General features: G+C 70.7%; 20 protein-coding genes. 6 read left to right on the top strand and 14 right to left on the bottom strand.

All coding sequences use genetic code 11. The features are described from left to right. Positions 1-34: 34 nt before the first annotated feature. Positions 35-1369, bottom strand: a complete 1335-nt coding sequence (locus ACFXI4_RS07000; RefSeq protein WP_384988728.1) for an SGNH/GDSL hydrolase family protein — start codon at positions 1367-1369, stop codon at positions 35-37. Positions 1370-1540: 171 nt separating this feature from the next. Between ACFXI4_RS07000 and ACFXI4_RS06995 the strand changes: the two genes are divergently transcribed. Continuing rightward, positions 1541-2917 (top strand): DUF445 domain-containing protein, encoded by a 1377-nt coding sequence (locus ACFXI4_RS06995; protein WP_384988826.1) that lies wholly within the window; start codon positions 1541-1543, stop codon positions 2915-2917. Positions 2918-2987: 70 nt separating this feature from the next. Then, positions 2988-4505, top strand: a complete 1518-nt coding sequence (locus ACFXI4_RS06990) for an MFS transporter (RefSeq protein WP_384988727.1) — start codon at positions 2988-2990, stop codon at positions 4503-4505. Here the strand turns inward: ACFXI4_RS06990 and ACFXI4_RS06985 are convergent. The 3 genes from ACFXI4_RS06985 to ACFXI4_RS06975 all read right to left on the bottom strand — a co-directional run bounded on the left by ACFXI4_RS06985 (position 4491) and on the right by ACFXI4_RS06975 (position 7200). Further along, the gene (locus tag ACFXI4_RS06985) at positions 4491-4859 is read right to left on the bottom strand and encodes a cytochrome C oxidase subunit I (protein WP_384988726.1); all 369 of its coding nucleotides are present in this window, start codon (positions 4857-4859) and stop codon (positions 4491-4493) included. The genes ACFXI4_RS06990 and ACFXI4_RS06985 overlap by 15 nt on opposite strands. After that, the gene (ctaD, locus tag ACFXI4_RS06980; RefSeq protein WP_384988725.1) at positions 4856-6550 is read right to left on the bottom strand and encodes a cytochrome c oxidase subunit I; all 1695 of its coding nucleotides are present in this window, start codon (positions 6548-6550) and stop codon (positions 4856-4858) included. The genes ACFXI4_RS06985 and ctaD overlap by 4 nt, the downstream gene beginning before the upstream one ends. A 200-nt stretch (positions 6551-6750) precedes the next feature. Continuing rightward, positions 6751-7200, bottom strand: a complete 450-nt coding sequence (locus ACFXI4_RS06975; RefSeq protein ID WP_384988724.1) for a hypothetical protein — start codon at positions 7198-7200, stop codon at positions 6751-6753. Positions 7201-7344: 144 nt separating this feature from the next. Between ACFXI4_RS06975 and ACFXI4_RS06970 the strand changes: the two genes are divergently transcribed. Continuing rightward, positions 7345-8304: a GlxA family transcriptional regulator gene (locus ACFXI4_RS06970; protein WP_384988723.1), complete on the top strand. Its 960-nt coding sequence runs from the start codon at positions 7345-7347 to the stop codon at positions 8302-8304. Between the two features lie 331 nt (positions 8305-8635). Here ACFXI4_RS06970 and ACFXI4_RS06965 read toward each other — a convergent pair whose 3' ends face one another. From ACFXI4_RS06965 to ACFXI4_RS06945, 5 genes are all read right to left on the bottom strand, one after another. Next, entirely contained in the window at positions 8636-8938 is a 303-nt protein-coding gene (locus ACFXI4_RS06965) for a hypothetical protein (protein WP_362732411.1), read from the bottom strand. A 132-nt stretch (positions 8939-9070) separates the two neighbouring features. Further along, positions 9071-10339, bottom strand: coding sequence for a hypothetical protein (locus tag ACFXI4_RS06960; RefSeq protein ID WP_384988722.1), 1269 nt, complete (start codon positions 10337-10339; stop codon positions 9071-9073). Positions 10340-10377: 38 nt separating this feature from the next. Further along, on the bottom strand, positions 10378-10884 hold the full coding sequence (locus tag ACFXI4_RS06955; protein ID WP_362731714.1) for a SigE family RNA polymerase sigma factor: 507 nt from the start codon (positions 10882-10884) through the stop codon (positions 10378-10380). Between the two features lie 116 nt (positions 10885-11000). Next, positions 11001-12176 carry a serine hydrolase domain-containing protein gene (locus ACFXI4_RS06950; protein ID WP_384988721.1) on the bottom strand — a complete coding sequence of 392 codons (1176 nt, stop codon included), beginning with the start codon at positions 12174-12176 and terminating at the stop codon, positions 11001-11003. 117 nt (positions 12177-12293) lie between these two features. Then, a complete protein-coding gene (locus ACFXI4_RS06945) occupies positions 12294-14183 on the bottom strand; it encodes an N-acetylmuramoyl-L-alanine amidase (RefSeq protein WP_384988720.1) in 1890 nt (629 codons plus the stop codon). A 321-nt stretch (positions 14184-14504) separates the two neighbouring features. Between ACFXI4_RS06945 and ACFXI4_RS06940 the strand changes: the two genes are divergently transcribed. Both ACFXI4_RS06940 and ACFXI4_RS06935 read left to right on the top strand, forming a co-directional pair. Beyond that, the gene (locus tag ACFXI4_RS06940; protein ID WP_384988719.1) at positions 14505-15350 is read left to right on the top strand and encodes an alpha/beta fold hydrolase; all 846 of its coding nucleotides are present in this window, start codon (positions 14505-14507) and stop codon (positions 15348-15350) included. Between the two features lie 22 nt (positions 15351-15372). Then, the gene (locus ACFXI4_RS06935) at positions 15373-15906 is read left to right on the top strand and encodes a TetR/AcrR family transcriptional regulator (protein ID WP_384988825.1); all 534 of its coding nucleotides are present in this window, start codon (positions 15373-15375) and stop codon (positions 15904-15906) included. Between the two features lie 70 nt (positions 15907-15976). Here the strand turns inward: ACFXI4_RS06935 and ACFXI4_RS06930 are convergent, their stop codons facing one another. From ACFXI4_RS06930 to ACFXI4_RS06910, 5 genes are all read right to left on the bottom strand, one after another. Next, positions 15977-16489 carry a nucleoside deaminase gene (locus tag ACFXI4_RS06930; RefSeq protein WP_384988718.1) on the bottom strand — a complete coding sequence of 171 codons (513 nt, stop codon included), beginning with the start codon at positions 16487-16489 and terminating at the stop codon, positions 15977-15979. Between the two features lie 39 nt (positions 16490-16528). Next, positions 16529-17056, bottom strand: coding sequence for a hypothetical protein (locus ACFXI4_RS06925; RefSeq protein ID WP_384988717.1), 528 nt, complete (start codon positions 17054-17056; stop codon positions 16529-16531). Continuing rightward, positions 17053-18777: a hypothetical protein gene (locus tag ACFXI4_RS06920; RefSeq protein WP_384988716.1), complete on the bottom strand. Its 1725-nt coding sequence runs from the start codon at positions 18775-18777 to the stop codon at positions 17053-17055. Before ACFXI4_RS06920 ends, ACFXI4_RS06925 begins: the two co-directional genes overlap by 4 nt. A 131-nt stretch (positions 18778-18908) precedes the next feature. Next, positions 18909-19103, bottom strand: coding sequence for a hypothetical protein (locus ACFXI4_RS06915; protein WP_133021681.1), 195 nt, complete (start codon positions 19101-19103; stop codon positions 18909-18911). Between the two features lie 8 nt (positions 19104-19111). Then, entirely contained in the window at positions 19112-19963 is an 852-nt protein-coding gene (locus tag ACFXI4_RS06910) for a helix-turn-helix domain-containing protein (protein WP_384988715.1), read from the bottom strand. A gap of 263 nt (positions 19964-20226) precedes the next feature. Between ACFXI4_RS06910 and ACFXI4_RS06905 the strand changes: the two genes are divergently transcribed. After that, positions 20227-20883: an ATP-binding protein gene (locus ACFXI4_RS06905; protein ID WP_384988714.1), complete on the top strand. Its 657-nt coding sequence runs from the start codon at positions 20227-20229 to the stop codon at positions 20881-20883. Positions 20884-20956: the final 73 nt, after the last annotated feature.

Raw genomic sequence — 20956 nt, 5'->3', positions numbered from 1 at the left:
CCCCGCCGGCCCGCGGGCAACCACCGCCCCCGCCTCACAGCGCCGCCGACCCACCGCCCCCCAGGTCGGCCAGACTGAACGTCTCCGCCATCTTCGCGAACCCGCTGTCGTTCGGGTGGAGGTGGTCGCCGGAGTCGTAGTACGGCCGGAGCCGCTCCGGCGCGTACGGATCCCGCAGCGCCCTGTCGAAGTCGGTCACCGCGTCGAACACCCGCCCCGACCGGATCCGCTCGTTGATCTCCTGGCGAACCGTTTCCCTCGCTGCCGACCAGCCACGGTGCCCCTGGAAGGGCATCAGTGTCGCCCCGACCACCTTGATCCCCCGCCCGTGCGCCGCGCGGACGAGCGCGCGCAGCCCCGCGACGACCGCGTCGGGGTCGGTCGGCCGGCGTTCGCGCAGGATGTCGTTGATCCCGAGGTCGACGACGACGACCTTGACGCCGGGCCGGGACAGCACGTCACGGGCGAAGCGCCCGACGCCGCTCTCGTTCTCCGCCGGCCGCCCCGGTCCGTCCGCGAGGACCTGGTTGCCGCTGATCCCCTCGTTGACCACGCTGTAGCGCGGCACGCCGGAACCCCCCGCCACGGCCCGCCGCAGCCGCCCCGCGAGCACGTCCGGCCAGCGCCGGTTCGCCCCCACCGTCGAGGTGATCCCGTCGGTCAGCGAGTCCCCGAACACCACGACCGTGCCCTCGGAGTCGCCGCTCAGCACGTCCAGCGCGGTGAGATACCGCCAGTACGGCGTCTGCCCGGTGTACGCGCCCGCCCCCGCGTCCTCCGTACGGTCGCCGTCCGCCACGTACGACACCTGGCGGGCCCTCGGGTGATAGGTCACCGGCCCGGACGGCGTCGGGGAGTACGTGGTGACCAGCACGTCCGCGCCCCGCTCCACCCGGATCGGCACCGCGTCGCTGACCACCTGGCCGCCCGCCGGGACCACGACGGACGTGGAGCCGCCGAAGGTGAGCCGCCGTACCGTCCCGGCCTGCGCCGCCGCCGTGTCATGGCCGGCCGCGAGGGCGATCGAGGCGTGGCCGAGGGTGAGCGCCGACCGGCCGTACAGGTTGGAGAGCGTGATCCGGGCGCTCGTGCCGGCCGCGGTCGTGTGCACGACGTTGCGTACCGAGCGGCCCGCCAGCCCGTCGGTCCCGGTGCCGGGTTCGCCGCCCACCGGGGACGCCGACCAGGCGCCGACCCAGGTGCCGGCCGAGACGGGCGCCGCCGAGACGCCGTGCGGGCGGCCGCCCGGGACGACGGCGTTCCGTGACGTACCGCCGGCGGCGACGCCGGCGTAGAGGGCGGCGGACAGGGCCACGATCAGCGCGAGGACCGCGCCGAGCAGGGCGTAACCGTGGTGACGCCGGGGCATGTGTGTTCAGTTCTCCTCGAACGACGGGCAGGACCCGGACGGGCGGCCTGCCGGAGTTTCCCGAAGAGACAGACGGTGGGAACTCTTGTTCCGTTCCAGGAGTAGGTCAGGAAGGGACAATATGTGCGGGATCACCGAGAGGGTGAGACCGGCTGCGAACGGGTGGAGCAGATGGAGGAACGCACGGAAACGCCGGACACCGACGGCCGGGTGGGCGGAGGGGCGGACGGCCGGGCCGGGGGCCGGGCCGAGGGGCGCGTGGGGAGCACCCCGTCCTACAAGTCCATGAACGCCTTCACACCCGCCGACGAGGAGCGGCAGCGCGGGGTGCGGCGGATGAAGACCACGGCGACCGGCCTGCTGCTGCTCGTCGCCCTGGTGTACGCGCTGGCCAAGTGGGCGTCCGGCGCGGGTGCCGGCTCCTGGGCGGACTACGTGGCCGCGGCGGCCGAGGCGGGCATGGTCGGCGCGCTCGCCGACTGGTTCGCGGTGACCGCCCTGTTCCGGCACCCGCTCGGCCTGCCCATCCCGCACACCGCGATCATCCCGACGAAGAAGGACCAGCTGGGGGTCTCGCTGGGCGAGTTCGTCGGCGAGAACTTCCTCTCCCAGGACGTCGTGCGGCAGCGGCTGCACGCCGTCGGCATCGCGGGCCGGCTCGGCGCGTGGCTGGCGGAGCCGAAGAACGCCGACCGGGTGACGGCGGAGCTGGCGACCGCGCTGCGCGGCGCCCTGACCGTGCTGCGCGACTCCGACGTGCAGGCCGTGGTCGGCGAGGCGATCACCCGGCGGGCCGACGCCCAGGAGATCGCCCCGGGCATCGGCAAGATGCTGGACCGGGTCGTGGCCGACGGCGGTCACCGGCGGGCCGTGGACCTGGTCGTCAGCCGGGCGTACGACTGGCTGGTGCAGCACGGGGACTCGGTGATGGACGCCGTGCAGGGCGGGGCGCCCGGCTGGACGCCCCGGTTCGTGGACCGCAAGGTCGGCGAGCGCGTCTACAGGGAACTGCTGCGCTTCTGCGCCGAGATGCGGGACATGCCCTCGCACCCGGCGCGCGGCGCCCTGGACCGCTTCCTCTCGGACTTCGCGAACGACCTCCAGTCCGACACCGACACCCGGGCCCGGGTCGAGCGGCTCAAGGGCGAGGTCCTGGGCCGGGGCGAGGTGCAGGACCTGATCGCGTCCGCCTGGACGGCCGTACGGTCCATGATCGTGTCCGCGGCCGAGGACGAACGCAGCGAGCTGCGGCTGCGCGTCCGCGCCTCCCTGATCTCCCTGGGCGCCCGGATGGCGAGCGAGACCAAGGTGCAGGACAAGGTCGACAGCTGGGTCGAGGGCGCGGCCGTGCACGTCGTGTCGACCTACCGCAAGGAGATCACCTCCCTGATCACCGACACCGTGGCGGGCTGGGACGCCGAGCACACCACCCGGAAGATCGAGGCGCACATCGGGCGTGACCTGCAGTTCATCCGGATCAATGGCACGGTGGTGGGGTCGCTGGCCGGAGTGCTGATCTTCACGGTGTCGCGGGCGCTGGGCGCGTAGGGCGCTTCGACCGGCCGAGATGGGGCACTCGACGGGGGTTTCGATTCACTTCCCGGCCGAGGAGGCGCGGATGGCTACGGGTGCCGACGTGGGTGTGCACGGGGCGGACGGCGGCTCCGGCCGCGACCGGACGGTCACCACCCGGATCCCGGCCCGCCTGGACCGCCTGCCCTGGTCGCGCTGGCACTGGACGATCGTCATCGGCCTCGGCACGGTCTGGATCCTGGACGGCCTCGAGGTCACGGTCGTGGGCAACATCGCGAGCCGCCTGTCGGAGCCGGGCAGCGGACTGGCGATCTCCGCCTCCCAGGTCACCGGCACGGCCGCCGCGCTGTACGTGGCCGGCGCCTGCGTCGGAGCCCTCTTCTGGGGCCGCCTGACCGACCGGCACGGCCGCAAGAAGCTCTTCATGATCACCCTGGTGGTCTATCTGGCGGCCACCGCGCTGACCTCGATCTCGTTCGCCCCCTGGTGGTTCTTCGTCTTCCGTTTCCTGACCGGCTTCGGCATCGGCGGCGAGTACGCGGCGATCAACTCCGCGATCGACGAACTGATCCCGGCCTACCACCGGGGCCGGGTCGACCTGATCATCAACGGCAGCTTCTGGGTGGGCGCGGTCGGCGGGTCGCTGCTGTCGATCGTCGCGCTCGACACCGACTTCCTGGCGAAGGGCCTGGGCTGGCGCCTGACCTTCGCGCTGGGGGTGGTCCTCGGCCTGGTCATCCTGCTGGTACGGCGGAACGTCCCGGAGAGTCCGCGCTGGCTGCTGATCCACGGCAGGGAGCGGGAGGCGGAGGAGATCGTCTCCTCGATCGAGCAGCAGGTGGAGGCCGAGAAGGGCGAGCCGCTGCCCGAACCGGCGGGCGAACTGGTGATCCACCCGCGCTCCGGCGTCACCTTCCGCGAGATCGCCCGCACCGTCTTCCACGACTACCGGCGCCGGGCCGTCCTCGGCTTCTCCCTCTTCGTCGGCCAGGCGTTCCTCTACAACGCGATCACCTTCGGCTTCGGCACGATCCTCACGAAGTTCTTCGACGTGCCGACCGCCGACACGGGTTACTACTTCGTGGTCATCGCGGTCGGGAACTTCCTCGGCCCCCTGCTGCTGGGCAAGCTCTTCGACACCGTGGGCAGGCGGGTGATGATCTCGTCGACGTACCTCCTGTCGGGGCTGCTGCTGTTCCTCACGGCGTGGCTGTTCCACCAGGGCGTGCTCACGGCGGGGACGCTGACGGCGTGCTGGTGCGGGGTGCTGTTCTTCGCGTCGGCGGGAGCGTCCAGCGCCTATCTGACGGTGTCCGAGATCTTCCCGATGGAGACGAGGGCGATGTCGATCGCCTTCTTCTACGCGCTGGGCACGGCGGCCGGCGGCATCAGCGGCCCGCTCCTGTTCGCCGACCTGACGGGGACGGGGAAGGTGTCCGACACGGTCCTGGCCTTCCAGATCGGCGCGGGCCTGATGTGCGCGGCGGGTCTGGTGGCCGTGGTGTGCGCGGTGAGCGCGGAGCGCCGGTCGCTGGAGGACGTCGCCACCCCGTTGACGGCGGCGGCGCAGGGCGGGAAGAAGGGGCTCTCAGCGGCCCAGTGACACCGCCGCCGCCAGGAAGGCGGCGCTCCCGCACACGGCCAGCGCCCAGCCCGCGCAGCGCGTCCGCAGTGTGCGGTAGCGCCGCTCGTACTCGCCCCGCAGGGAGACGCACCGGGCGGCGATCCGTTCGAGGTCCTGCCGGGCCTGCCTGAGGCTGTCCTCGACGTAGTGGCGTTCGACCTCGTCCCGCTGGGACGTGGTCAGCCAGTCCATGCGGCCGGTGAACTCCCGGGCCCGCCGTTCGGCCTCCGCGATCCTGGCCTGCCACAGCAGGTACCCGGCCACCTCGTCAGAGAGGTCCCCGTCGGCTCCCTGCTGCGGTCTGCCGCCCACCTGGTGTTCCGCGTCGGTCACGAGTGGATGCCGTGGGCCTCGGCCTCGGCGAGGGCGATGTCGGGGTGGTGCAGGTCGAACGCCGGGGATTCGCTGCGGATCCGCGGCAGGGTGACGAAGTTGTGCCGCGGCGGCGGGCAGGAGGTCGCCCACTCCAGCGAACGGCCGTAGCCCCACGGGTCGTCGACGCCGACCGGCTTGCCGTACCTGGCGGTCCGCCACACGTTGTAGAGGAAGGGCAGGATCGACAGGCCGAGCAGGAACGAACCGATCGACGAGACCGTGTTGAGGGCGGTGAAGCCGTCGGTCGCCAGGTAGTCGGCGTAACGGCGCGGCATGCCCTCCGCGCCCAGCCAGTGCTGGACCAGGAAGGTGCCGTGGAAGCCGGTGAACAGCGTCCAGAAGGTGATCTTGCCGAGCCGCTCGTCGAGCATCTTGCCCGTCATCTTCGGCCACCAGAAGTGGAAGCCCGCGAACATCGCGAAGACGACCGTGCCGAAGACCACGTAGTGGAAGTGGGCCACCACGAAGTACGAGTCGGAGACGTGGAAGTCCATCGGCGGCGAGGCCAGGATGACACCGGTCAGACCACCGAACAGGAAGGTCACGAGGAAGCCGGTGGCCCAGAGCATCGGCGTCTCGAAGGACACCGAGCCCTTCCACATCGTGCCGATCCAGTTGAAGAACTTCACCCCGGTCGGGACCGCGATCAGGAAGGTCATGAAGGAGAAGAACGGCAGCAGCACACCGCCGGTGACGTACATGTGGTGCGCCCAGACGGTGATGGACAGACCGGCGATCGCGATGGTCGCCGCGACCAGGCCCATGTAGCCGAAGACCGGCTTGCGGGAGAAGACCGGGATGACCTCGGTCGCGATGCCGAAGAACGGCAGCGCGATGATGTACACCTCCGGATGGCCGAAGAACCAGAAGAGGTGCTGCCACAGCAGCGCTCCGCCGTTCGCCGCGTCGAAGACGTGTGCCCCGAACTTCCGGTCCGCCTCCAGCGCGAACAGCGCGGCGGCGAGGACGGGGAAGGCGAAGAGGACCAGGACCGCGGTCAGCAGCACGTTCCACACGAAGATCGGCATGCGGAACATGGTCATGCCGGGGGCGCGCATGCAGACGATCGTGGTGATGAAGTTGACCGCGCCGAGGATGGTGCCGAAGCCGGAGAAGGCCAGACCCATGATCCACAGGTCGGAACCGAGGCCCGGCGAGCGGACCGCGTCCGACAGCGGGGAGTAGGCGAACCAGCCGAAGTCGGCGGCGCCCTGCGGGGTGAGGAAGCCGCCCACCGCGATGGACGAGCCGAACAGGTACAGCCAGTAGGCGAACATGTTCAGCCGCGGGAAGGCGACGTCCGGAGCACCGATCTGCAGCGGCATGATCCAGTTCGTGAAGCCGGCGAACAGCGGCGTCGCGAACATCAGCAGCATCACGGTGCCGTGCATCGTGAACGCCTGGTTGAACTGCTCGTTCGAGACGATCTGCAGGCCCGGCCGGGCGAGCTCGGCGCGCATGAGCAGCGCCATCACGCCACCGATCAGGAAGAACGCGAACGACGTGACCAGGTAGAGGGTGCCGATGGTCTTGTGGTCGGTGGTCGTCATCCACTTCACCACGGCGTTGCCGGGCTGCCGGCCTCGCAGCGGCACCTCGCTGTCGTAATGGGGGACGGCAGAGGGCTCGGGGTCGTTGAGAACGGTCACCGGTGTGTGTCTCCAGACGCTCGCGGTTCGCCCGCACCATGGCGTGATCCTTGGGCCATCCTGGCGGCTCGGGGCGGGGAGAGAAGCCCTGAGCGGCCCGCATACGGCCGAACGCGTGATCAGGACCCACGGGTGGAGCAAGCCCGGCGCCCACCCGGGTCCCGGCGGCCGCTCCGCCGGAAACCGGGAGGGAGAGGGGATCAGGCGCCGGTCGTCGACCCCGGCCGTATGATCATCAGGACCGTCACGGCGGCCCAGAGCAGGTTGAACACCCCCGTGAACATGGCGAGTCGGGCGGTGGCCCGCCCCGTACCGCCGCCCTCCACCAGCGCGCCCTGCCGGGGCAGCACCAGTAGGGCGAGGACGACCGCCGCGAGTGCGGTGAGCGCGATCGACGTGATCAGCCAGGCGCTGCCCAGCACATGCATGCTGCTCGCGGTGGCGAACCCGAACACGGGGACGACGACGCCGACGACGGCGTACACCCGGCAGATCCGGTACAGCAGCTGAAGGGTCTCGGCGGCCCGGACGTCGTCCGGTGCTTCCAGGACGCGGCGGGCGGCCGGCGGGAACATGCTGGCGGCGACGGTGACGGGACCGATCGCGACGATCGCCGCGAGGACATGGACGGCGAGGAGGAACTTGGTCACGGCCTCGACGCTAGGCGGCCGGAGGATCTTGCAGAAGCGGCGACAGTGCCACTACTCAACAGATTCTCGCCAGCCCCGGGTGCCAATTCCGGCGGATGTCCACCTTCCTTTGGCGACAACCCGTCGAAGGACTACTTTTCTGCCATGCACACCGTGGCCGTACTCGTCCTGGACCAGGTCATCCCCTCCGACTTCACCGTCCCGATCGACACCTTCGGGTGGGCCCGGCTGCCCGACGGCCGGGACGCCTACCGGGTCCGGGTGTGCGGGCAGGGGGGCGAGGTGACCGCGGCCGGCGGCGCGTTCACGGTGCAGGCACCATACGGGCTGGACGCGCTGGCCGAGGCGGACACGATCATCGTGCCGGGCGTCGCGGATCCCGCCTACGTGCTCCCGGCCGAGGTCGCCGACGCGCTGCGCGCGGCGGCGGCGAACGGCACGCGGATCGCGTCGGTGTGTGTCGGGGCGTTCGTCCTCGCGGCCACCGGCCTGCTGGACGGCCTGCGTGCCACCACGCACTGGGCCGCCGCCGACACCCTGGCCGCGCTGTACCCGGGCATCGACGTCGACCCGAACGTCCTGTACGTCGACAACGGCCAGTTCCTGACCTCGGCGGGCGCGGCCGCGGCCATGGACATGTGCCTGCACATGGTCCGCACGGACTACGGCTCGGCGGTCGCCGCGCACACGGCCCGGATGTCGGTCATGCCGCTGGAACGGGAGGGCGGCCAGGCCCAGTTCATCGTCCACGACCAGCCGCCGGCCCCCGCGGGCGCCACCCTGGAGCCGCTGCTGGCCTGGCTGGAGGACAACTGCGACCGTGACCTCACCCTGGAGGAGGTCGCGGCCCGGGCCGGCATGAGCACCCGCACCCTCAACCGCCGCTTCCGTGACCAGACCGGCACGACCCCGCTGCAGTGGCTGCACCGGGCGCGGGTACGCAGGGCCCAGCACCTGCTGGAGACCACCGCGCACCCCGTCGAACGCATCGCGACCCAGTCGGGCTTCGGCTCCCCGACGGCCTTCCGGGAACGCTTCCGCAGGGTGGTCGGCACGAGCCCGCAGGCATACCGCCGAGCGTTCCGCAGCGCAGGCGCCTCCTGACGAGGCCCACGCCAGACCCCGCCCCGAAGGGGCGCGGGGAACTGCGCGACGAGCGACGACGGTGTCGCAGCGGGTTGACGGCTGGTCCTGCCCGGAAGGGGCGCGGGGAACTGCGCGACGAGCGACGACGGTGTCGCAGCGGGTTGACGGCTGGTCCTGCCCGGAAGGGGCGCGGGGAACTGCGCGACGAGCGACGACGGTGTCGCAGCGGGTTGACGGCTGGTCCTGCCCGGAAGGGGCGCGGGGAACTGCGCGAGAGCCACGACGGCGCCGCAGCCTGGCGACGGCCCGGGTGCGGCCCCGCCCGCGGAGCGCTCGCCCCGGATGCCGTTCAGGCGCGCCGGTCGGCGACCGCCCACGACGCCAGTGCCACCGCACCGGCCACCGCGAAGACGGACGGCCAGGCGCCGACCTTCTTGGCCAGCGGATGCGACCCCGCGAACGCGGCGACGTACGCGACGGACAGCGCCCCGGCGGCCTTCCCACCCGCATGCTGCCGCCACTGCTGCGCGGCGGCGGCCCCGGCGACGGCCAGTACGGCTCCGCCCAGCGGCCGTTTCTTCGTCCACCGGGCCACGCCGTACCCTCCGACGAGCCCGCTCGCGGCGATCACCGAACTGGGAACCCTGGCCATGCCTGTCTCCTTCTGCCACGTTTGGCGGGATTCTTCGAGGCTAGCCCGAAGCCGTCGACACCGACCGAACCTGAGTCGACCCGTGTCAACCCTGGTGCCTCGAGGAGACGGCCAAGAAGACGGCCGGGGCCTTCAGGACCTCCACCTGGGGCTGAGGGCGATGGCGCGCAGCTGCTTCATGGTCAGTGCCGGCGCGCTGCGGGTCGCGGCGGTCTGCTGGGAGCCGGAGTTGAAGGCGCTGATCACCACTCGGAACCCGTCGGTGCGCATGGTGTCCGCGGTCCACATGACGACCCCGTCGCCACCCTTCTCCCCGGGCCCCTTCCGCTCGGCGACCTGGGTCCCGTCGGGGAGCGTCTCGGACCCGGCCCCGAACAACTGCTCCCTGACATCGGACATGTCCGGCTGCACGTTGACCTGGACGAGACTCCTGCCCTTGCCGTCGTCGAGAACGAGGTAGGTGAACTGCTCGTCGTCGTCGGCCGCGTGCGCCACGACCTTCAGCCCCTTGGGGATCAACGAGGCGAGGGTCCCCCGGACCGCCTTGCCGTCGCCCTGCGCAAGGGGCGGTTCCTGGGTCTGCCGAGGATCCTCCGGAATGGCGTCGACCACCCCACGCCACGCCTTCGCGGCCGCGAGCGACTTCAACTGCGCCGCGGACAGCGGCGGTTGTTTCCGGCTGATCGGCGCGTCCTTCTCCGCGGCGGCGTTCCACTCGCTCACCGAGACATGGTGGCCGTCCGGGGTGACGAGGTTCGCGGTCCAGAGCTTGGTGTCCACCCGCCGGTCGGGATACTCATACCCCTTGACGACGGTCACGACGGACGCGTCCGGCAGATGGCTGGTCACACAACTGTCGTACGGGGTGTAGACCTTGTCGGGGCAGCGGACGGCCTGCCGGGCGTCGTACCCGCCGGGCGCCACCCGGTTCACCGCGACGCTGATGGCGGCGGCGCCATGACCGTCGTCGTACACGACCTGCGCGTACGGCGCCACGAGCGGACCCTTCTTGTCCACCCCCCGCCCCACCGCATTGCTGAACCCGCCCTTCGGCAGCAGCTTTTCGAGGGTACGGATCATCTGGTCCGCTGTGACGGGCGCGGTTGCCGCGGAGGAGGACGAGCCGGTCGGCTTCGGCGACCCGGCCACGGACGCGGGGGACCGGTCGGCGGACCCGCCGTCCGCCACCACCAGGGCGCCGCCCACCCCCACCAGCGCGACGCCGGCCACGCCACCCAGCACGGCGGCCCGGCGCCGCAGCCGCAGCCGCCGTCCCCGTGCCGTACCGGCAGCGGCGAGGCCGCCCCGGTCCGTGTCGAAGGCACCGCCGGTGTCGCGCAGGGCGTCGGAGAGACGCCGTTCGAAGTCCGGTTCCTCTGAGTTCTGTCGGTCGATGGGCATGACGAACCACCGTTTCCACAAGGTTGATGCGCTTGATGTCAGGGGCGGGCGTACTCGGCGAGGTCCTCGCCCAGCAGCTCACGCAACCGGGCGAGGGCGCGAACGCACCGCGTACGGACGGCGGCCGACGTCACGTTGAGCGCGTCCGCGGTCTCGTGCACCGACCGGTCCTCCCAGTACCGCAGGACAACGACGGCCCGGTCCTTGGCGGGCAGCCGCGCGAGCGCGTCGAGGAGGGTCAGCCGCAGCGAGGGATCGGTGCCGGTGTCGGCGGACTCGGGGAGCGAGTCCCTGACCCGCTCGCCGCTGCTGAACCGCCGCCGGTGGGCGAGGAACGTCCGGGTGAGCACGGTCTGCGCGTACCCGGCGGGATTCCCGACCCGGGAGACCCGGCTCCACCGCAGGTAGATCCGCCCGAGGGCCTCCTGCACCAGGTCCTCGGCGAGATGGGTGTCCCCGGCGGTGAGCAGACAGGCGGACCGGTACATGTGCCCGGCCCGCGCCGCGGCGAACTCGGCGAAGTCCTCCCCAGGCCGCTGCCCCATCCGCGTTCTCCCCCGTCCCGTGCCCGGCGCTGTGCCGTTCCACTTCACTGATGCGGTGGACCCCGGGAAATGTTTCACAGCATTATCAGGGAAACCTCATTGCCGTCTGCGCCGGGTCACTGGGCCAGTGCCTCCCGCACCGCCTCGACGAGCGAGGACGCGCGGGTGTCCTCGCCTCCCTCGACGATGCTGTTCATGACGTAACCGAAGGCGACGCCGTGCTCGGGATCGGCGAAGGCGAGCGACCCGCCCCGCCCTGGATGCCCGAACGCCCGGGGCCCGGTGAGCGGGCTGGTCTCGACGGGCAGCATGTAACCGGACCCGAACCGGGTCGGCATCATGATGACCCTGTCCACCCCCGCGGCCTGCTCCGCGGTGGCCGAGGCGAGCGTCTCCGGCGTGAACAGCCGCACCCCGTCCACCTCCCCGATCAACGCGGCGTACATCCGCGCCAGCCCCCGCGCGGTACCGATCCCGTTGGACGCGGGCAGCTCCGCGGCCTGCACCTCGGCCGAGTTGAAGTCGATCTCCGCGGGATCGGTGACGGCGAACGCCCGGTTGCTCAGCGAGTCCGGATCCTGCAACGCGGCCACCAACTCCCTGAGCTCCGGCGGAACGGCCGCCGGAGGTAGGGCGCCCAGGTCGAACTCCGGCTTCGGATACACCATCCGGCTGACCCGGCCACGCTCGGCGGCCGGCAGCCCGATGAAGAAGTCGAGCCCGAGCGTCCCGGCGACCTCCTCCGCGAAGAACCGCCCCGGTGTCCGCCCGGAAACCCGCCGGATCACCTCCCCGACCAGCCACCCGAAGGTCCGCCCGTGATATCCGTGCGCGGTCCCCGGCTCCCAGTCGGGCCGCTGAGCGGCCAGGGCGGCGGCCATCGCCTCCCACCCCAGCGCCTTCTCCAACGGCACGGGCGGCTCCACGGTCACCACCCCGGCCCGGTGCGAGAGCAGCCATCGCACCGGGATCTCCGCCTTGCCGTTCGCGGCGAACTCCGGCCAGTAGGCGGCCACCGGCGCGTCGAGATCCAACTCCCCGCGCTGGGCGAGCAGATGCGCGAGGGTCGCGGTGGCCCCCTTGGTGGCGGAGTACACGAGCTGCAAGGTGTCCCGCTCCCACGCGCGCCCGGTCTCCGGGTCGGCGACCCCGCCCCACAGATCCACCACCGGCCGCCCGTCCCGGTACACGCACACGGCCGCCCCGACATCGCCCCGCCGCTCGAAGTTGGCGCGGAACGCCTCCCGTACGCCCTCGAACCCGGCCGCGGCTTCCCCGTAGATCGTCGTCATGTCCTCATCCTGGCACCGCGGTCGTGCCTGTCCATGCCCTCGTCGTACGGGTGGTGCCCAGGAGCCCGGGGCTCCTGGGCACCACCCGTCCTCCGGAGTGCCGCGGTCAGAGGATCGTCACGAGTCCGTGGCCGTGACGTCCGAGGCGTACACGAGGCCGACCCGGTGGTTGTACTGGATGGTGTACATCGCCTTGGCGCCGGTGACGACCCTGCCGCTGGAGGGGAAGAAGTCGTCCGTGAGGGACGGCGCCACGGTGGCCACGTAGGCCTGGCCGGGCGGGACGGAGTACATGCTCAGCGGGGCCTGCGTGGACGGCGACAGGCCCGCGGGGTACTCGGCGGCGTCCGGATAGCTGGAGCCGTACACCGCCACCGGTGAGGTGCCGGCCGCTCCGATCACCTTCACCCCGTGGGCGGGCGCGGTGTTGCAGCCGTGCGGGTTGTGGAACCACACCTTCGAGCCGCCGTACCAGACGGCCGTCCAGTCGCCGTCCTTGTCGGCGACCACGAACTGCTGTCCGGCCGCCGCCATGGCGCCCCAGTCGTTGATCCGGTCGGTGCCGGCCGCGCCGGGGTGCAGTGCCTGGTCCCCGAAGAGCGGGGCGCTGTCGCTGGGCCCGGTGCGCAGGTAGAGGAAGTCCGACGCCTGCCGCGTCTCGGCGCACGCGGTGGTGGCGCCGGTCGGGTCGTCGGAGGGGCAGATCTGGACGGTCTGCTGGTTGTCGGCGAAGCGCGGGGCGATGGTGACCACCGAGCCGACGGGACCGACGCCGTGCCGCCCGGCGCGCACGCCGAGCAGGCTCATGAGGTGGTTCCAGTCCCAGGACGGGCCCGGGTCCCAGTGCATGCCGGAGACGAGGGACGAGTTCGGCCCGGCGACGTTGTCGTGGCCGACGATGTGCTGCCGGTCCAGCGGTATGCCGAAGCGCGCGGCGAGGTACTTCACCAACTCGGCCGTGGCCTCGTACTGCGCCTCGGTGTACCAGGTGGCTCCGTGCGCGGCGTAGCCCTCGTGCTCGATGCCGATCGAGTGCATGTTGGTGGAGTAGTTGCCCGCGTGGAAGGCGAGGTCCTTCGTCGGCACCATCTGCGTCACCGCGCCGTCCGAGGACCGCATGACGTAGTGCGCGGCGGAGCCGCCGGGCTGCTGGAAGAGGTTGACGGCGGTGTCGTACGACGTCTCCGTGTCGTGGATGACGATGCTGTCGATCCGGATGCCGTTGGCGGGCCGGTCGGAGACCTGGCCGTTGGACGGCGCCGCCGGTACGAAGGTGCAGGCGACGGTGGCCGGGCACTCGGTGGCGGTGTCCGCCGCGGCCTTGAGGCCGAGCGAGGCCAACTGGCCGGTGGCCGGGGTGACATCGCTGTCGGCGGCCAGCCGTACGTGCTCGCCGTCGGCGGTGGTGCGGTGGGCGCCCTTGCGGACGGTGGCGAAGACGCGGTCGGCGAAGGCCGTGGCACCCTGCCGGTCGTCGGCCTGGCTGTAACGGGCCACGGCGCCGTACCAGTTGCCCGGGTCGGTGACGGTGGAGCCGTGCACGGCCTTCTGGTAGGAGGCGAGCAGGGCCGCGCCACCGAGGATGTTGGCCGACGGATCACTGCGCAGCTTCTCGGCCGGCAGACCGGTCAGCTTCGCGGCGGCCTGAAGGGTGTGCAGGGCCGGAGCGGCGGACATCCGCCGCAGATCGCCGCGGCCCGCCGCACCCGCGTCGCCACCGGCCATCATCGCCGGGGTGACGTCCGTCAGGTGCATCGGGCCGTAGCCGCCGTCCGTGCTGTGCTGCCCGCTGTGGGTGTCCCAGGCCGACTCCTGGTACGCCACGGCCAGCAGCACCTGACGCGGGACGTGGTACGCGTCGGCGGCGGCGGCGAAGTCCCCCTGCAGGGTGGTTGTTTCGTCCGTGGTTCCGGCGGCGGCCAGCGCCGGCACCGGCACGGCCGCCCCACCCGCGACGGCGAGCGCGGCGACGGCGGTCAGCAGGGTAGGACGGCGACGCTTCGACATGCCGTCTCCGCGTCTGGAATTGCTTGAACTCATGAAAGGGTCCCCGGACCTCGGAGGATCAAATGGTCTTGGCGGAATGTGAGATGTGCGCGCCGGGTCGTCGGCGGTTCATCGACCGGCCGGCACGCGCACGGCTCAGCGACCCTCTCGCCCCAGGCCAGGTCAAGTCAACCTCGGTTCTGCACAGGTGACTTGGGAGCACACCCCGCGCACCCTGCGCCCTCCCGGCCGCGCCGCGAACCCGGCCCTTGACAGCGCAGGCTAATTCCATTAGCTTTTAGCTAACACCGTTAGCCAGTGGGACCGAACCGGAGGAATGACATGACCGAGTACCTTGCCGTCGACGGCGGCACGATCGCTTACGAGGTGGCGGGGTCGGGCCCGCTGATCGTTCTCGCCCACGGCATGGGCGACAGCCGTGCCGCGTACCGTGCCGTGATCCCGCGGCTGGTGGCGGCGGGCCATCGGGTCGCCGCCGTCGACCTGCGCGGCTGCGGCGAGTCCGGCGCCGACTGGCCGGCCTGGAACCGCACCGCCATCGCGGGCGATCTGCTCGCCGTGATCCGCCACCTGGGCGGCCCGGCCGTGCTCGTCGGCCACTCGATCTCAGGCGGCGCGGCCACCATCGCCGCGGCACAGGAGCCCGCGCTGGTCAGCGCGGTCGTCGAACTGGCGCCGTTCACCCGCAAGCAGTCGGTGCGCCTCGGCGACCTGCGCGTCAAGCGCTTCCGGAAGGGCATGCTGCGGCTGGCCGGCACGGGCGTGTTCGGCAGCGCGCGGCTCTGGCGCTCCTACCTCGACGTGGCCTACCCGGGTACGCGGCCCGCCGACTGGACCGAACGGCTCGGCCGTGTCGACGCCCTGCTGCACGAGCCGGGCCGGATGAAGGCCCTCCAGGGCATGGGCCGCACCACCCCCGCCGACGCCGGCGCACAGCTCGGCAACGTCCGCTGCCCGGTCCTGGTCGTGATGGGCACACTCGACCCCGACTGGGCCGACCCGCACGCCGAGGGCTCGGCGGTCGTCGCGGCCCTGCCGTCCGGCCTCGGCAGCCTTGAGATGATCGAGGGCGCCGGGCACTACCCGCACGACCAGTTCCCCGACCAGGTGGTTACCCTCATGCTCTCCTTCCTCCGATCCCTCCCGTCGGACGCGGCCCGTGCCTAGGGCCGGTCTGGACCCGGCCTCCGTGGTCGCGGCCGCCGCCGCCCTCGCCGACGAGGTGGGCCTGGCCAACCTGACGATGGGGCTACTGGCGGAACGGGTGGGTGTACGCACCCCGTCCCTGTACAAGCACGTGGCCGGCCAGGAGGACCTCAACCGCCGCATCGCGGTCCTGGCGCTGAACGAGGCGGCCGACGCGGTCGGCGGCGCGATCCAGGGCTACGCGGGCCGAGACGCCCTGGCCGCCGCGGCCCGCGCCTTCCGCACGTTCGTCCTGGAGCACCCCGGCCGGTACGCCGCGACGATCGGCCTGGAACCGTCCGCCCCCGACGACCCCCTGGCCGCCGCGGGCAGACGCCTCCTCGACGCCTTCCAGGCGGTCCTGCGCGGCTACGACGTCCCGGAGCCCGCCGTGGACCACGCCCTGCGCACCCTCCGCAGCCTCTGCCACGGCTTCGCCATGCTGCAGGCGGGCAACGCGTTCCAGTTGAGCACGGACATCGACGAGAGCTTCGACTGGCTGATCGACTTCGCGGACCGGGGGTTGCGGGGGAGGTGAGTGGGCCCGCGGCCGTGAACCAGCTCGGTCCTCACCGTGCCGGCTCAAACAGGCCCCGCCGGACCGTACTTCAGAGCTTGGGTTCCACGGGGAAGGGCAGCTTGTCGGCCCAACTGGCCAGAGCCGCCGCAGCGACCTCCCGCGTCTCACCACCGACCGAGGTCTCCTGAAGCAGGGTCCGCCCCGCGTTCGGGACACTGAGTTCTCGGTAGTACTGGAGGTCCTCGAACCCGCTGAGCGCGACGTCATGGCTGGTCGCGGCATAGACGAGACGCGGGACACGCGCCCAGTAGCAGGCCACCAGACACATGGGGCACGGCTCGCTGCTGGAGTACATCACAGCGTCCTCCATGAGGTGCCGGCCGAGTTTACCGCCGGCGGCACGGAGGGCCATGACCTCGGCGTGCGCGGTCGGGTCACGGAGTTCGACGACCGAACTGGTGCCGGTGGCCACGACCTCGCCGTCGATGACGACGAGGGCACCGAACGGAGTCTTGCCCTCGTCCTCCAGGGCACGACGGGAGATTTCGATGGCCTGCGCGAGAAAGGCGTGGTCCTCGGGGATCTCGGGGGAGAGGGGCACCTGGTCTCCAAGTCTCTGGCGGGCGGCTCGCGACCACGTTCACATGTAGATGGAGGGATCGGCGTCGCCGAAAGGGCCGTCCAGATCCATGTCATAGCCAGTGAGGGGCGTGGTCGCACCGATCGTATGGATGATGTCCAGCGCCAGCCCGGCCCGCTGGCGGTCGGTCCAGTCGCCGTTGTCCAGCACTTCGACCATATCCGGGATGGGTGCGGACGACTGGTCACCCCCGAGGATGAGACGGTGGATCCTGGGCGCCGGCCGGCCGTCCGCGCAGAGCAGCAGAGCGGCGGCCGACATCCGGAGTTGCCATTCCTCGAACGCCCCCGCAGCGGCCGCGGATTCGACCGGCAGACTGTGCAGGACCACGCGGTTCACGGTGAGGCGATCGCCGCGACACAGCTGGGCCCTCATGACGGCCTGGTCGACGTCGTTGCGCACGCCGAGGAGACCGGGCCGGAGCCACGCCAGATCGCACTGCACGATCACGGCGGCCGTCACCGCATCCGACTCCAGCGCGGCGATGCGCTCACGCCAGACGGCCGGGTCTATCGCCGGATCCGTCATGCTCCCTCCCGGGTGTGAGACCCGACCAGCGTCAGGACTTTCAGGCCTACGATGATGGCCTCGACCGGATCCGTCTGCGTGACCTCGGCCGCACCGGGCAGGACGCGGGCGGCCAGACCGGCGGTGATCCTCAGACTGACCGAGGGCAGCGCGGCGAGGAAAACACGCAGTTCGGTGTCGTCCCCGCCGGGCGCGAGCGGAGCCAGCCGACACGCGACGGCCAGGATCACGGCGGCCGGCCGGAGCTGCGGCTCCACATGAGGGGCAGGCACCCGGTAGGCACGGCCGACCCGCCCATGGTGCACACGTTCACTCGCCGATCCGCTCACGGCCGTACGGGAGATGAGCCCGAGCAGGGCCGTACGCGCCTCATCGGCCGTACCGAAGTAGCGGTGAGTCGCGAACGTCCGCAGGTAGGCGCCCAGCAGCTGATGATCCGGAGTGAACTCGGGCCGCACGAGCTCCGGAGGGTGGGGAACACGGCAGTCCCGCAGGGTCGCGAGCGCGGTCACCGAGGTCAGGGCCCAGAAGTGGTCGTACTCCTCGACGCTCTCGAAGGCCGCACGCGCAGCGTCCGCCGCCGACGTCGTCACGGCGTCCTCGCCCCCGAACAGCGCCAGCCGTAACTGCGTGAGGATCGACGCACCGTCCCAGTAGTTCCCCATGAACTTCGTGCCGGTGAGGATCTCGTACACGCCGTACAAGGCACCGGCCTGGTGCGCGCCATGGAACTCGGCGAAGTCCGCGCTCCACATCAGGACCTGGAGTGGCCTCGGGAGCAGGGTCCCGAGTTCGTCCGGGCCACTGGCCGACTTCGGGTCCGGGTCGACACAACGCAGGATCCGCGACCGGGCGTCCGTGCTCAGCGCGACCAGCTCACGGGCGGATCTGTTGGAGGCGACGCCCCGGACCGACATCAGGAGCGCGGTGTTGGCCAGCCAGGCCAGATAGCGGCTGAGGGCGCCGAGCGGTGAGGCCGGATCGGGCAGCCGCCGGCACAGCCGGACGACGGAGTCGACCAGGACGTCGGCGCAGGCGGTCGCCTGGATCGGATCGGCCCCGCTGACGAGAGCGGCGTGGGCGAGCCGGTGCAGAACGTCGATATGAAGCGTGATCGCACGCTCGGCCGCCGCCACACTCACCTCCGCCCCGACCAACTGGTCCACGAGATTCCGTACAGCCGTCGGATCGTTGCTGGTCACGGCCTGGCTGATGGCACTGAGGTAGGCGTTGACGACGGAACCGTTCTCGAAGTCGCCGCCCGACGCGCCGCCTCCGGCAACGGCCTGTCCGAGCTCCCCGGCGAGCGTCCGGCACAGCAGCCGGTTACGCCCGCCGACGCTGGCCAGGCCGAAGAGCTGGACGAAGGAGAAGATCCCGAAGATGTTGGCCAACAGGAACAGCAGCGCGCCGTAGGTCGCGCTGACCCTGTTGTCGCCCAGCAACCCACAGGCGGTGAAAAGCGCGGCGAACCAGCCGATGAGTACCCACTCCCGGAAGGCGATATGGCTGTCTATCGCCTGCAAGGAGGGCCAGGAACTGGCCGCCGAGAAGGTGAGCGCGAAGATCACGGCCTCGCCGGTCAGTAGCGTGGCGAAGAACGCGATGCTGAACTGGGTGGCGGCCACGACGTCGTCGGCGCCGCGCGGATACAGGAGTGCCACGACCGCGAGTACGACAGCACACACGCACAGCACGACCTGCCGACGCCTCTGCACCACAGCCCCCGCTCATCCCCTGCGGCTCGCCCGTCGTCACCAACTGTCGCAGGGCACGCGGGTGTTGCCAACAGCAGTTGGTACTCAAGGGGCGAGTCATTCCACCGCCACAAGCCTGCGTTCGCTCCGAGGACTCACCTCAGCAGGTGGTCCGCCTTACCAGCCTTGATGTCGAGAATCATGGTCCTAAGAGCGTCTCGGCTGTCTGTGATGAAACGGTCCTCCTGGCCGTTCACCGCTATGAACGCATTGCCTGAGCCGTCCACGCCCAGTCGGAAGCACGAGTTGCCTTCCCCGCAGAACGGCTCTTCCCACTGGATCTCCGGCATTACGTCTCCTAGAGTTCGCGTGCGATGGCGTGGATGAAGGCTCTTGAGTCGTCGGGGGACAGCGCCAGTTCCTCCATCCGGTCCAAGTGAGTGCGGTACTTGGTCAATTCTGCCTCTCCGTAGAGGAAATCCGGGCCGTGGGAGTTGTCGATCTGCACGGTGTCCAGCTGTTCCGTCGGTCCTTCCGCGTACAGAACGGTCTGTCCTGCACCTGGGAAGGCTCCGCTGGTGAAAGGGACCACCAGAACCGTTCGCGCGTCGAGCTCGGACTGGTCCAGTAGGTGTTCGAGTTGCGCGCGAATGACGCTGGGGCCTCCGAACTGCATCCGTAGCGCCGCCTCGTGCACGATTCCGGTGAAGGTGGGCGCGGCCTCGGAGACGAGTACCTCCTGACGGTGGTTGCGGTGTGCCGTTCTCAACGCCACCTCATGTTCGGGCAGTTGCGGAAGGACTGCGCGGAAGACCGCGAGGGCGTAGTCGGTCGTCTGGAACAGGCCGGGAATGTGCACCGTGCATGCGGTACGCATACGAATGGCCTGCCACTCCAGCTCCGCGATGTCCAGCAGGCCTTGAGGCAGAGTTCCGCGATACCGCTCCCACCAGCCCGAGGTGCTGGGTGAGGACATTTCGACCAGGGCGGCCACGTACTTCGCGTCGTCGCAACGGCAGTGGTGGGCGAGGGCACGTAGACGCTCCTCGCTGATGCCCCGGACCCCGGACTCCATGTTGGAGATCTTTCCGCGGTCCACGCCGAGGAGGTTCGCGGCCTGCTCCGCGGACACTCCTGCGGCCACCCGCATCCTGCGCAACTCGTGACCGAGGCGCCTCTGGCGTTGCGTCGGTACTGCCCTCGCGGACATGTCGATCCTTCCGTTTCGAACTCGGACGGCAGTCTGCCGTGCTGGGCGGCTCGCAAGCCACGATCGAGCTAATTTGCCGAAGAGAGTGACAAATTTGCCATGCCGTCTTCTAGCTTGGACATCGCGGCGCTCACGTACAGCGAGCAGAAGCGCATCGCGTATGCCCCCTGTTCTCTCCTGCCCTGGGAGGGGGGCCTGCGCCAGGGCGACAGGCCGCTGCCGCACCGAGCAGCGCAACGAGACAGAGACGAAGAGGCTGGAACATGGATTGCAGTGGATGTACGCCGAGAAGGCCATGGGATCTTTCATTTTCCGCCGAGCCGGCGGAAATCGCGGCGCTGCGACGCTTGCTCGGGATTCGTCTGGGCCTCTGGGGCCTGGCGGAGCTGACGGAGCCGGCTCAGCTCTGCCTGAGCGAACTCGTCTCCAACGTGATCACTCACGTGGGCCCCGGTACCCCGACGACCCTCGCGGTCTCCGTCAGCGGTACATGTCTGCGGATCGAAGTCCATGATCCCGACACCCGGACCTTACCGCGGCTGCTCGACTCTGCCCGCGATGCCGAGGCGGGGCGCGGTATGGCCCTTGTGGCCGCGATGTCCGATTGCTGGGGCGTTCAGCTCCGTCCCGACCGCAAGATCACGTGGGTGGAACTCGCGTCGGGCCTGCCAGAGACGAAGGGCCACAGCAAGGACGTCCGGGTCTCCAGAGCCACGAGTTGCCTGCAGCTCTACAACGCCGGGCTGCTGACCCCCTTGCCGGGATCGAGCAGGCTGAGCGCCACCGCCGCGGAGGAGCTGGCGATCGACGTCATCGCCGATCTTCTCCACTGGCTTCGAGCCCATGGCCATGACGCCGATGAGGCGCTCGACCGCGCCCAGATGCAGTTCGAGGCGGACACGCTACGACCCGCACGGTGACGGGAGGCTCTCTGACTCGCGCAACAGGTGAAGACGCCGATCCGTGGCGGCGTCTTCACCAGGGCGGCGCGGA

It is taken from the genome of Streptomyces sp. NPDC059224 (assembly GCF_042754285.1).
Taxonomy (GTDB): Bacteria; Actinomycetota; Actinomycetes; order Streptomycetales; family Streptomycetaceae; genus Streptomyces.
The sequence above is the reverse complement of the archived record's forward strand: the minus strand, read 5'-3'. Positions and strand labels throughout refer to the sequence as shown.